Genomic DNA, 13,319 nt, shown 5'->3' on the forward strand with positions numbered 1-13,319 from the left:
TAAATCGTGTTTTTCATATAAGGCAGTATCGTGACAACCCAAAAAAAATCAGTTTCTTTAGACAATATCCAGCACTTAAATTTAACACAATGGCTACCGGTTGACGCAAGTTCAAACAATATCGCCATTACTTTTGAAAAAGCACAACAAGCCTTTGTTTTATTTGATAATAACAACTTATCAACCCCAACAAATTCATCAGAAACCCTAGAGCTTATTGTTTTTGGTGATCTTAAAATTCTGACCTTAGTCAATTTGCTGAGCGAGTGTGAATTAACGCTGCACTGTCTGCATAAAATTAATCAACGTAATAACGCCACAAGCTATCGATTTGGCGTAAAAGTAAAAGATATTAAACAGGCACGAGATCGCCTCGCTAGCTTTAATATTAGTGAACAAATTGAATCGGCGTTATTACTGAATGCACCAACACTTTCAATACCTGGCTTATTGGTCATGGATATGGACTCAACCACCATAAAAATTGAATGTATCGATGAAATAGCAGCACTGGCGGGTGTTGGTGAAGAAGTAGCAGCAGTAACTGAACTGGCCATGTTAGGAGAACTAGATTTCAGCCAGAGTTTACATCAACGTGTTGCTAAACTTGAGCATGCGCCTGAAAACATTTTGGCACAAGTCGCCAGTAACATACCGTTAATGGAAGGCTTAGAAACCTTAGTTAGCGAACTAAAAAAACATCACTGGCGCGTTGCTATTGCCTCAGGTGGCTTTACCTATTTTGCTGACCACTTAAAACAAATGCTATCTCTTGACGCTGCTGTGGCTAACGTTTTAGAAATAAAAAATAACCTTTTAACCGGAAAAGTGCTAGGTGAAGTTATTGACGCAAAAGCAAAAGCAAATTGCTTAGTACAGCTGAAAGATGAATTTAATATTGCGCCGACACAAACAGTTGCTATGGGCGACGGTGCCAACGACTTAGTCATGATGGCCGCAGCACACTTAGGTGTTGCCTTTCACGCTAAGCCTTTAGTGCTAGCGCAAGCTGATGCTTGTATTACCACCTCAGGCCTAGATTGTTTACTGCATTGGCTTAAGTAGACCTTCAGGGGCAGTTAGTTAGCCCTTAGCTAACTTGCCCCAAAATTTTCAACGTTAATATGTCACAGCAAGTTGATTAATTATCTGCTCATGGTTAATGGTTAATGGTTAATGGTTAAAATGAAAAAGCTAATCACTTAATTAATCAAATATGTATCCGCTTTAGCAATAAAACGTTAAGCGTTGCGCGTTAAACGATAGCGAAAAAGCACTTCTTGGGTGATATCAAAAATTTGTGCAATGCCCGAAACACTCCAAATATTTTGTTCAATTTGTTTACCGCGATGAAGTGCATAAGCACTAATATAACTTAATTCAGGATGAAGGTAGCTCATGTCAGGTTCGCCAACGCGTGAAAGCTTTATCATCAGGCAGAAAAATTGGCCCTTTTCCAGCGCCTGATGAATAAAGCCTTGTTTTAATGCTTCACTGTTTAACTCTGAAGACAATTTTATACTGACCGCTTTGTCTACCTTGTCAACACTAGCCTTAAGCGCAATATAAAGTACATGGCAACTTGGCGAGTCCGTTTCCTGCATTTTCTTTAGCTTAACACTTAAGCTTGGCATTATATCCGCATGACCCAATATAGGATATAAGTTGTAATATAAATGACCATCGCTTAATTGCTGCATTACTGACATTAAGTTGCTATGACAGTCTCCGCCAGCAATAACTTCTGATTTATAACGACTACCACTTGTTTGTATAACAAGCGCAGGAACGGTTGAACTTGCACTATAGATATTGCGCAATGCTCTGGCTAAGTCGGGGCTAAACGTATCACATTCGTCAGAGGTTAATTTATCACTGTTTTTATCAATCAAAGCTTTAAAAAATTTACGGCCAATATGTTGATGCTGCTGAACAAAAATTCGTAAATTAATAATATTTTTAGCACTATTTACCCGCACAACTTCATAGGGTAAGTCAGTTAAAGCAAACGCTGAAGTTATTTTTTGTAGCTTAGGGAAACTTAAGTACACCATGTCACCTTTGAGCAACATGGTTGTTTCATCTAGTGAAACCTTCAAACCAGAGGGAGAAAAATCAAGAGAAATACCAGTTAAAGTAACATCATTACTTTCAACATGAACTGGCGTTTTATAAGTAAAACGTAACTCTTGTCGCTTATTTCTATAGTTTATGCCGATGTTATCAACAATCAACTTTTCACTTAAGCGTTTATGACCAAATTTTTTCAATTTAACGCTGTTAATACCCTCATAAGACCATGATTGATATGCCTGAATACTTTCATTTTGTGTAACATCATTTACCACAACAATATAAGGTGTTTTAGCCAATAATGCCTGAATATCATTAGATAGTGGCGCATTTAAATACGCGTTTTTCTCAGTCATACTATTAGATAAAGTAAAGTTTGACTGGCCACGACTTGGCACTACATCCAACAAAGCGAGTTGAGTAATTAAGAAATTTTCTTTTGACGCTGCAAAAGCCAAAAATTGTGTCATAAACTCAGGATCATCGCCAAGCTGTAATTCATCAGCAGTATAAAAATATGACTTACCTTGGCTTTGATGAATAAAACTAAACACTAATAGCGACTGTCCAGATAGCGCTAGCTTTTTAAGTCGAGTGATTCGTTCTGGTGTCATTAAACAAAATAATGTCGAATTATGCTGTTCATCCTGCCAATACTGATAAAGACCTTGGTTATTAGGGCAAGTCAGCGCATATTTTGGCGTTAAATTAGTATTGTTTTTTTCAATAAAAACAGGTAATTCATTAGATTTAGGTAGCACATATTGTTCAAAACTGCGAGCTTGCAAGGCACTAATAGTATTATCTAAATTGATTTTGTAACGACGTTTATTCCCTTGAATAAAGCTAAGCATATATTGTGTAAAACTATTGGGGCCAGACTTGTCTTGATGAGCTCTTTTAACGCCAACCAGCTGCATGTTATCTAATACGGTCAAATTTTTAACTTCATAAGTAAAGTCGCTCTCAGCCATTAGTTGAAACTGGTCTTCCAAGCCACTGAAACGTATTGTAATTTTTTGACCAATATCCATAGGCCTTAGGTCATTCACTTTGAACTTACAGCCACTGACACTTACATCTAAAGTGGTAGATTTAAATGTTCTATCATTACCAATAGTGACTTGAATCGAGATGACAAAATTCATCCGCTCTTCAATGCGATTATGATAAGGACCAAAACTATAAAATTTTGCTGGATATTGTGACTTTTCAAATACTTTAGTGCTGGCTTCTGGCGAGCCTTTACTGACCTGAGTTTTCTCTTTTTGATAAATAACCCGAAAGTTATTTTCGGTATTCATCGTTGCTTCGTAGACACCAAGACTATAGCCGCCATAACGCGTAAACGCTTCTGTAAAAACCACACTGGCAACATTGTCTAAAAAATGTATTCTTTGTTCGTGTTGGAAAATCTTACATTCACCATCAACATGACCTCGTAAATCAATCAAACGAGTACAAGGTGCAGCAAGACGTTTTAATTCCATTTTTAACAGAAAACGTTCTGTCTGCGAAAGGCTCTTGGAGACAGCATAAAACTTAGTTTCAAAGTCACTAGTTAAGACTTGGCCACTAAATTCATCAATAATTTTTTTATATTTTGAAAAATCTTTATTCATTTACGCTTCAATATCTTTACAATAAAGCCAACTACGCATCGTATATTAACTTAGTATCCGTACCATGTTATAAAATTAACACCACAACACTATATTCAACGTTGAATAGTAAACAATTTATCTTTAACTGTTTTACTGCAATAACTATACCGGTTAACTTGCTATAAAAGCAGTAGAACTAAAAAATTTTGTTTACCATAAACTAAATACTGACATTAGTTCAACTAAAACCCTGAATATAAAGCATAATAATTTTCCTGACAAACAGCATTTAAGTATTTTACCTTGATGTTTTGTCATAATTTTGACTAATTGCATAGCAAGAGGTTAAAAAATTTAAATTTAGACAATAGGCAGCCAAATGGCAAAGTTAGCAAAATTAGAATTCGTTTGTACCGATTGCGGCATGAACTACCCTCGTTGGCAGGGACAATGCCGATGCGGGGCATGGAATACCTTAGCTGAGATGAAAATTTCCGCCAACCAAAGTAAAAACCCAACAAAAAGTCGTATCTCAACCGGCGGCTATGCCGGTGGTACTGGCGGTGGCTCTAAAAAAATCAATGAAATAGCCTCTACTGAGGCTGAAAAGCAATTAACCGGCATAGGTGAGCTTGACCGAGTATTATGTGGCGGCGTTACCACCGGCTCTGTCAATATCGTATCAGGTGATCCAGGCGCGGGGAAAACTACCTTACTGTCCGATTTAGTTGCCCGTATGTCAAAAATAATGCCGTCACTTTATTGTACTGCCGAAGAGTCGCTTTCGCAGTTCAAAAATAGGGTCCAGCGTTTAAAGCTTGAGTATAATCCTGACGAATTGTACTTGTTGTCAGAAACCAGTGTTGAAGCCATTATTGAAGAACTAGAGCTAAAAAAAATCAAATTTGCCGTTATTGACTCCATTCAAGCTGTGGTTACCGACAATGCCAATGGTAGCCCGGGTTCACCATCACAGGTAAAAGGTGCCGCTCAGTTGTTAACGCAATACTGTAAACAAAATAACGTCACCATGTTTCTGATTGCCCATGTTAATAAAAACAATGAAATTGCCGGACCTCAAACCTTAGTGCATATTGTTGACGCCTTACTGCATATCGACACTAATGATGGCCAAATACGCACCTTAAGAGCGAATAAAAATCGCTTTGGTGACATTGATACCGTTGGCATTTTTAAAATGTGTGAACGCGGTATGCTCAGTGTTGATAATCCCAGTGAAATATTTTTATCCGGCTCGAGCACTGAATCACCTGGCTCAGCCATTACTTGTATTCGCAAAGGCAATCGAAACTTATTATTAGAAATTCAGTGTCTCACCACAGAAACCGAAGCTGAGTTTCCACAACGCGTTTGTGTTGGCCTAAATATGAACCGTATTAAGATGTTAACCGGAATTTTACGCAAACATACCAAAACCAAAATTTATCATGATACATTTTTCAATATTATTGGTGGTCTCAAAATAGACGAGTCAGAAACCTGTATTGATCTTGCGTTAGTGACAGCATTGTTAAGCAGCTTGAATGAATTTGTTATCCCAAGAACCACCTGCATCATGGGTGAGTTGAGCTTAAATGGTGATGTGCGTCCGATTGACAGCGGTGTGCCGCGGGTTAAAGAAGCGGCTCAACATGGCTTTACTGAAATATTTATTCCGTTTCGAAATTATCATAAATCGATGGAAGGCTTAGGCGCTAAAATATCGCCCGTAAAAACTATTCATGAGTTAATTGAACTGATTAAATAGCGCCTATGTAACAGACATAATTAGCGAGATTATTGCACAGTAAATGGCATAAAATAGCATTAGTTCAATTGGCACTAATGCTACAAAATGCGCTACATTGTTATAAAAATCACTTTATTTAACGATGGTTTTAATACGATAGCGACGGTTCAGGTTGAAAAACTGAGAGGAATCAGGATTTTTTATTTTGATTAAATATTATATTGCTAACGCCGGCTTCAGTTATGCCACAATTTGAGCTTTTGCTATCAAACTGTAAACGCTGGTGACTATATGTAGCAGCTCATTTTACTTTAAAGCATGTCTCGTAAGGTTAAAAATGTTTTCTTACCACGGTTCGGACTCTCTTTAATCATAGTAATAGGAGACATTTTTAGGTTAAATTCCTCATAACCAGCTGAAATTATTTTTATGATATTTTCGTCAATGAGCTTAAATGCCATTGACCATTCACTAAAGGCTCTATCTTTGATATTACCTTCATAGATCACTTCAATATTTCTATGTCGATTATCCAGAAGAATAGTTTGAAACAGTGCTTTAACTTTATCTTCTTCTCCTTCTAGAATCTGCATGATCTCACGATCGTGATATAACAGCATTCCGGTTATATCGAGTGCTTGGTTTTTTAATCGCCATTGTTTTAGCATACGCATTAATTCGACCTCTGATAAGCCTGCAGGAGAGATACTGGTATAAAGCAATTCAAACATAGTGAGTTACCCTCCATTTTAATTATTCTAAGTAGATTAAAACCCTAACAATATTATGCGAACTTCTCAGTAATATCTGCTGAACAATATTTCACAATTTTAAATAATTAGAAAGAGTAAATTTAATGTTTATTAAAATCTCACAAAATATTCTTTAGCTATCATGACAATCGTTTTACAGGTTTATTTACCCCATGAGATTGGCCATACAAAATGGAGCCGTGTTATGTCGATAACGCCTGCTAAGAATTTAAACCTCTGATTCACCTAGTTGATGTGAAATAATGGTAATTAGCGAGCAGAAGCACTAGCGTTAAAGCAATAGTCAGCACTTTAAATGCACAAAAAAAGTCGTTAATTTTTTCAGTGCAACATTTTCAGTCCAACAACCGCTCACTGAATCTGACAACTTAAAATTCAACTTAGCTCAACCACCATCACTGATGAAACACTTGCCTTGGCTGAAGTCTGCTTGTTGAGATAGTGTCACTCAATATAACTATTGATATCATCAAAGCTACATTATTGCTGAAAGTAATTTAACTCCAACATAGGTTCACTTAAGGGGGGCGTTATTGTATAACGTGAATTAAGTACACAATGACCTGAATCTTACGACATTATCTTGTCCAAAGATAATGCTGATGACCAATATTAAAAAAGCGCTATAGCTTGTCTTGCTATAGCGCTTTTTAGCTTTTATACCGTTTATTTATTATCTTATCTTTGCTATTACTTCTGCGCTGTTACTTCTACGCTATAAGATAGGCTAATAAAACATCTCCCCTCGTCACTTCAAGCTAAAGCTTATAATTTATAGTTTACGAAGGTTCATAATCTAAATTAGCCGACAACCAACGTTCAGCCTGTGGCATGGTCATTTCTTTACGTGCGGCATAACTTTCAACTTGGTCTTGTGCCACTTTTGCCACGGCAAAGTATTTAGACTCTGGATGCGCGAAGTACCAACCACTTACTGCGGCACCAGGCCACATAGCAAAACTTGAGGTTAAGTCCATACCAATGTTTTCTTCGACATTAAGTAAGGTCCAAAGCAAGCCTTTTTCTGTGTGCTCTGGGCAGGCAGGATAACCTGGCGCAGGCCTAATACCCTGATATCTCTCACGAATTAAACTATCGTTATCCAAGGTTTCATCTGGCGCGTAGCCCCAATATTCTTTGCGAATTTGCTGGTGTAAATATTCAGCGCTGGCTTCAGCGAGTCTATCGGCAACCGCTTTAATTAAAATACTATTATAATCATCGTGATCGGCATTAAAGACTTTCACTAACGCCTCAACTCCAAAACCAGCCGATACGGCAAATGCGCCAATGTAGTCATCAACACCTGAGGCTTTATCAGCGACATAATCGGCTAAGCAACGATTATATTGGCCCGTGGGCTTTTTGCTTTGTTGACGTAATTGGTGCAATTTCATTAAGGGTTCAGTACGCGAGTCGTCGGTGTAAAGTTGTAAGTCATCTTGCTCACGATTGGCTGGGAACAAACCAAATACCGCTTTTGCGGTTAATTTTTTATTATTAATAACATCATCTAACATCGCATTAGCGTCATTAAATAACTTAGTTGCCTCCACGCCGACGACTTCATGCTTAAGAATTAAGGGATACTTACCAGATAACTGCCAAGTCATAAAAAATGGCGTCCAATCGATATAGTGCCTAACAATATTTAAGTCGATATTATCCAGTACAGTCACACCTAATTTATTTGGCACCTTAGGGGTATAGTTATCAAAGTTAATCGGCACCGCATTGGCGCGCGCGTCTTTCAAAGAAATCAAACTTGAACGCGGGCCTTTTTTGTAATGGCGCTCACGCACTTTAACGTATTCAGCGGTTTGGCGCTCAACAAAGGCCGCTCTATGCTCATCAGAAAGTAGTGTACTTACCACAGAAACCGAACGTGAAGCGTTAGGTACATAAACCACAGGATGTTGATATTGAGGTTCAATTTTTACGGCGGTATGCGCTTTAGAGGTTGTAGCGCCACCGATAAGCAAGGGTAAGTTAAATTCTTGGCGCTTCATTTCTTTAGCAACATGCACCATTTCATCAAGTGAGGGAGTGATCAACCCTGACAAACCAATAATATCGACCTTTTCAGCACGGGCAACACGTAAAATTTCTTCACATGACACCATCACACCTAAGTCGATAATCTCGTAATTATTACACTGTAAAACCACGCCAACGATATTTTTACCTATGTCATGAACATCGCCTTTCACCGTTGCCAGTAATATCTTGCCGTTAGATCTTACTTCAGTTTTTTCTGCTTCAATAAAAGGATTTAAATGCGCGACCGCTTGTTTCATGACGCGGGCAGATTTTACCACTTGCGGTAAAAACATTTCGCCAGCACCAAATAAATCACCGACCACATTCATGCCGTCCATCAACGGCCCTTCGATAACATCTAATGGCCGTTTAGCGACTAATCTAGCCGCTTCAGTGTCCTCAAGAATAAACTCATTAATACCTTTAACGAGCGAATATTCTAGGCGCTTATTCACTTCTAATTCACGCCAGGTTAAATCAGCTTTGCTATTTTGACTACCCGCTTGGCCACGATATTCTTGTGCCACATCGAGTAGGCGTTCAGTAGCGCCGTCATCAGAGTTTTGTATCACGTCTTCAACCGCTAGACGCAGGTTGTCGGGGATATCAGAATAAATCGCTAACTGGCCGGCATTAACTATACCCATGTCCATGCCATTTTTTATCGCATGATAAAGAAAAACCGCATGTATCGCTTCGCGCACTGGGTTATTGCCGCGAAATGAGAACGAGACATTAGAGACACCACCAGAAATCATGGCATGGGGTAAGTTTTGCTTAATGTCACCTACCGCTTCAATAAAATCACGCGCATAATTGTTATGCTCGTCGATGCCAGTAGCCACCGCAAAAACATTAGGATCAAAAATAATATCTTCAGCGGGATAGCCAATTTCATTGACCAAAATATGATAAGCGCGCTGACAAATTTGATACTTACGTTCACGAGTATCGGCTTGGCCTTTTTCATCAAACGCCATAATAATGACCGCAGCACCATAACGGCGCAGCAGTTCAGCTTGTTCACGAAAGTTGTCTTCACCCTCTTTTAAACTGATTGAATTTACAATGCCCTTACCTTGAATACATTTTAAACCCGCTTCTAAAATATCCCATTTAGAAGAGTCCAACATAATCGGCACTTTGGCGATATCTGGCTCACCCGCAATTAAATTCAGGAATCGAACCATGGCTGCTTGTGAGTCCAACATGCCTTCATCCATGTTGATATCGATAATCTGTGCGCCGTTTTCAACTTGTTGTAAAGCTACTGCGATGGCTTGATCGTAATTTTCGTCGGTAATTAAGCGTTTAAAAACTGCAGATCCCGTCACATTGGTGCGCTCACCTACGTTAACAAACAAGCTATCGTCTTTGATGGTCAGTGCTTCTAAGCCGGATAAACGACAAGCTATTTCTTTCGCTTTAATTTCTCGAGGCGCGATATTCGCTACGGCATCAGCCATGCCTTTAATATGCGCTGGTGTGGTGCCACAACAGCCACCAATAATATTTAAAAAACCCGCATTGGCCCATTCAGCAACATGCTCGTCCATATCTTCAACGGTAAAATCATATTCACCAAAAGCATTAGGCAAACCCGCATTAGGATGAGCAGAAATCGCCACATCTGAAATATGGCTTAATTCCTCCACATATTGGCGTAATTCAACCGGGCCAAGCGCACAGTTCAAACCAAATGAAATCGGTCTAGCGTGACGTAAAGAATTGTAAAAAGCTTCGGTGGTTTGCCCTGATAACGTTCGCCCTGAGGCATCGGTAATTGTGCCTGAAATCATCACAGGTAAACGTTCACCGCGACTTTCAAAGACGGTTTCAACAGCAAATATAGCGGCTTTAGCATTGAGGGTATCAAATATTGTTTCAATTAAAATGATGTCACTGCCTCCGTCAATCAAGGCGTTGGTCGATTCAATGTAAGCGTCTTTGAGCTGATCAAAGGTGACATTACGATACGCTGGGTCGTTAACATCAGGGGAAATTGAACAAGTGCGGTTTGTTGGCCCTAACACGCCAGCCACAAAACGGGGTTTATCTGGGTTTTTCGCGGTGAATTCATCAGCCACTTCACGTGCTAATTGCGCCGCCGCGAAATTAATATCAGCACTGTACTCCGCCATATCGTAATCAGACATGGCAATAGTGGTGGCGTTAAAAGTATTGGTTTCAAGAATGTCAGCACCGGCAATAAGGTATTCGCGGTGAATAGCTTTAATAACCTCAGGTTGAGTCAGCACCAACAAATCGTTGTTACCTTTAACATCGCTATGCCAATCGGCAAACTGCTCGCCACGATAATCTTGCTCTTCAAATTTATACGCTTGGATCATAGTGCCCATAGCACCATCTAAAATAAGAATGCGCTTTTTTAATTCGGCTTGTAATCGGCCATAAGAAACTGACTGCACCACAGGTGCTTTTGATTGAGTATTTACTTGCTTAGACACGAGATTTCCCTGGATGGATGGCTTTAATATGGTTTGCATCTAATTGATACGGCGTAATTTGATAAACGTAATAATTTAACCAATTGGTAAAAAGTAAACTACCATGGCTGCGCCAGGTGTTTGCTGTGGTTGAATTGGGATTATTGTCAGTAAAATAATGCTCAGGCATTGACGTGGTACGGCCCATTTCAAGGTCACGAAAATACTCTTCACTCAAGGTTGTTGCGTCATACTCTGGATGGCCGGTAAGGTAGACTTGCTGCTTGTTTTTGCTCGCAGATAAATACACCCCTGCCTCAGCTGACTCCGCCAATATTTCTAGATGTTCCAGTGTTTGATAATCCGACTTATCGATATAACCATAGCGAGAATGAGGCACATTAAAGCTTTCGTCGAAGCCTCGGGTTAACTGCTCTTCTGGTTTCAAACAATGATGGTGATAAACGCCAGAGAGCTTTTTTTTACGCAAATGTCGCTTCAAACCATAATGATGATAAAGCGCTGCATGTGCTGCCCAACAAGAAAACATGGTTGAAGTCACATTTTTTTCTGCCCAGTCAAACACTTGACAAATTTTGTCCCAAAAGGTTACTTGCTGATAATCCAACAACGCCAGCGGCGCACCGGTAATAATTAAACCGTCATATTGTTTATGTTTTATATCATCGAATAAGCGGTAAAAATTATCTAGATGTGCTTGCGGCGTATTCTTAGATTCATTGGCATGTATGCGGACAAATTCAACATTAATTTGCAATGGTGTATTGGCCAACATGCGAAGAATTTGCACTTCAGTTTCAATTTTATTGGGCATTAGGTTAAGAATAGCCACTTCCATTGGGCGAATTTCTTGATCTGCAGCGCGACGTTCAGACATAACAAAAATATTTTCTTTGTCTAAAATTGTTAACGCGGGCAATTCATCGGGGATTTTTATGGGCATAGTATTAACCTAATGTCGGGTAATTCGTTATATCTGTGATCGCTATAAAATAACGCTGAAAAACAATATCGCTCTTTACCATTTATATCTACCTACAATGTGACTTGGATTGCTAGCTATGTCAACCTCTAAACGTATAGACGTCTAAACATTTTAATATGATTTAGCCGTTTATCGTTTAGTCGTAAAGAAAATTCGCGACAAAAAACCTCTACAGGCTAAGTTATAGCACGCGAAATATATTGTCATTTAAGCTAAACACTGTAATCTTAGCCGACTCGCGCACTTTGCCATTTGTCTTAAGAGACTTGGCTCCGCGCCTACCTAGGCAGCACAATGACAAACCTTCGCTACAGTTATCAAACCATCGAGTTTGGTAATACTGATATCCATCTTTGTACCTTACGTGATAAACAAGAATTTTATGACCCTGAAGACATCGCCCAAAACTTAGGTATTTCATCGGCAACTTGGTCTTTATTTGGTGTTATTTGGCCGTCAAGCTTAGTGCTGGCACATTTTATATCGCAATACCCCGTTGGCACAAAACGGGTATTAGAAGTAGGCTGTGGCATAGCGCTTAGTAGCTTGCTCTTAAACAAACAAAAAGCAGATATAACCGCAACAGATTACCACCCCGAAGTAGGAAAATTTTTACTGAGAAACACCCTGCTTAATCAAGACGGTCCGATTAACTATGAGCAAACTAATTGGTCAAACAAACAAGATAGCTTAGGACTTTTTGATTTAATCATAGGTAGTGACCTACTATATGAAAATGAACATATTGAATTGCTTGCCAACTTCATCCAAGCCCATGCAAACAAAAGTTGTGAAGTTATTCTTGTTGATCCGGGGCGCGGACGTAAAACTAAATTAAGTACAAAAATGCTAGATTTTGGTTTTAGCTCTACCCATATTAAACCTGAGCATACCGATTACATTAAACAAGATTTCAAAGGTCATATTCTTAAATTTAAAAGATAGAAGCTTAGCTGCTTGTTTACTTATATATTAACAAGCAGCTAAGGCATTGCTCTAAATACCTAGAAGTTTTATTACCGCTACGCGTTGCGTAACCAGCCTTTTTCTACGGCAAACTCAATTTGCTCAGCAACATAAGTCCATAATTTTGGGGCTAAACCATCTAAGAGATTGTTACGCGCAATAACTTCAGATCGGCTAACATTATGCTTAGCCCAACTGCCTCCGTCATTTTTCATATTTTGCAGTAAAGGTAATACTCGATCCATTGCTTTGGCAAATTTAGCATCGGTTGTTTCTGCCGCTTCAAACTCTAGCCATAAGTTTAACATTTCTGAGCATTGCTTTTCAGGCAACAAACCAAAAATACGCTTTGCCGCTGCAAGCTCTTTAGCTTCTTGCGCATCAAGTTCGGCTTGTGCTGCAAAGGCAAAAGTATCACCGGCATCAATTTCTACTATGTCATGAATAAGTAACATGCTAGTAACTCGGGCAACATTGACTGGCTCTGCGGCATAAACATGTAAGGTTTGCGCCATCATGGCAATATGCCAGCTATGCTCGGCACTGTTTTCTGGTCTATTCTTATCCGACTTTACCATCACCTTTCGGTAGACAGCTTTAAGACGGTCTAACTCTAAAATAAAATCTAATTGTTGCTTCAAGTCTTGCATTACCTCTCCT

At 39.1% G+C, this 13,319-nt stretch carries 8 protein-coding genes; 3 read left to right on the forward strand and 5 right to left on the reverse strand.

Annotated elements, in window-relative coordinates:
- Window positions 1–30: 30 nt before the first annotated feature.
- Entirely contained in the window at window positions 31–1,065 is a 1,035-nt protein-coding gene (gene serB / locus H4J59_RS19645; RefSeq protein WP_310733172.1) for a phosphoserine phosphatase SerB, read from the forward strand.
- 176 nt (window positions 1,066–1,241) lie between these two features.
- Here serB and H4J59_RS07205 read toward each other — a convergent pair whose 3' ends face one another.
- Window positions 1,242–3,695, reverse strand: coding sequence for a PilZ domain-containing protein (locus H4J59_RS07205; RefSeq protein WP_182238062.1), 2,454 nt, complete (start codon window positions 3,693–3,695; stop codon window positions 1,242–1,244).
- Window positions 3,696–4,056: 361 nt separating this feature from the next.
- Here H4J59_RS07205 and radA point away from each other — a divergent pair, with 361 nt between their 5' ends.
- Window positions 4,057–5,445: a DNA repair protein RadA gene (gene radA, locus H4J59_RS07210; RefSeq protein ID WP_182238064.1), complete on the forward strand. Its 1,389-nt coding sequence runs from the start codon at window positions 4,057–4,059 to the stop codon at window positions 5,443–5,445.
- Window positions 5,446–5,738: 293 nt separating this feature from the next.
- On the opposite strand, the gene H4J59_RS07215 is transcribed toward radA, so the two are convergent.
- From H4J59_RS07215 to metA, 3 genes are all read right to left on the reverse strand, one after another.
- Window positions 5,739–6,158: a BLUF domain-containing protein gene (locus tag H4J59_RS07215; protein ID WP_182238066.1), complete on the reverse strand. Its 420-nt coding sequence runs from the start codon at window positions 6,156–6,158 to the stop codon at window positions 5,739–5,741.
- Between the two features lie 821 nt (window positions 6,159–6,979).
- Complete coding sequence (metH, locus tag H4J59_RS07220) at window positions 6,980–10,672, reverse strand: methionine synthase (RefSeq protein WP_310733173.1); 3,693 nt, start codon at window positions 10,670–10,672, stop codon at window positions 6,980–6,982.
- A 28-nt stretch (window positions 10,673–10,700) separates the two neighbouring features.
- A complete protein-coding gene (gene metA / locus H4J59_RS07225; RefSeq protein WP_182238070.1) occupies window positions 10,701–11,651 on the reverse strand; it encodes a homoserine O-succinyltransferase in 951 nt (316 codons plus the stop codon).
- Window positions 11,652–11,987: 336 nt separating this feature from the next.
- On the opposite strand from metA, the gene H4J59_RS07230 reads away from it, so the two are divergent.
- Entirely contained in the window at window positions 11,988–12,638 is a 651-nt protein-coding gene (locus H4J59_RS07230) for a methyltransferase (protein ID WP_182135623.1), read from the forward strand.
- A 77-nt stretch (window positions 12,639–12,715) separates the two neighbouring features.
- Here the strand turns inward: H4J59_RS07230 and H4J59_RS07235 are convergent, their stop codons facing one another.
- Window positions 12,716–13,309 (reverse strand): HD family hydrolase, encoded by a 594-nt coding sequence (locus H4J59_RS07235; protein ID WP_182238072.1) that lies wholly within the window; start codon window positions 13,307–13,309, stop codon window positions 12,716–12,718.
- Window positions 13,310–13,319: the final 10 nt, after the last annotated feature.

The sequence above is a fragment of the Colwellia sp. MB02u-10 genome, from assembly GCF_014077185.1.
In the GTDB taxonomy this organism is placed as follows: Bacteria; Pseudomonadota; Gammaproteobacteria; order Enterobacterales; family Alteromonadaceae; genus Cognaticolwellia.

What these genes read in the sequence shown, in the direction of transcription:
- metA (WP_182238070.1), bottom strand. Translation starts at nt 11,651, where the DNA reads ATGCCCATAAAAATCCCCGATGAATTGCCCGCGTTAACAATTTTAGAC.
- H4J59_RS07230 (WP_182135623.1), top strand. Translation starts at nt 11,988, where the DNA reads ATGACAAACCTTCGCTACAGTTATCAAACCATCGAGTTTGGTAATACT.
- H4J59_RS07235 (WP_182238072.1), bottom strand. Translation starts at nt 13,309, where the DNA reads ATGCAAGACTTGAAGCAACAATTAGATTTTATTTTAGAGTTAGACCGT.
- radA (WP_182238064.1), top strand. Translation starts at nt 4,057, where the DNA reads ATGGCAAAGTTAGCAAAATTAGAATTCGTTTGTACCGATTGCGGCATG.
- H4J59_RS07205 (WP_182238062.1), bottom strand. Translation starts at nt 3,695, where the DNA reads ATGAATAAAGATTTTTCAAAATATAAAAAAATTATTGATGAATTTAGT.
- H4J59_RS07215 (WP_182238066.1), bottom strand. Translation starts at nt 6,158, where the DNA reads ATGTTTGAATTGCTTTATACCAGTATCTCTCCTGCAGGCTTATCAGAG.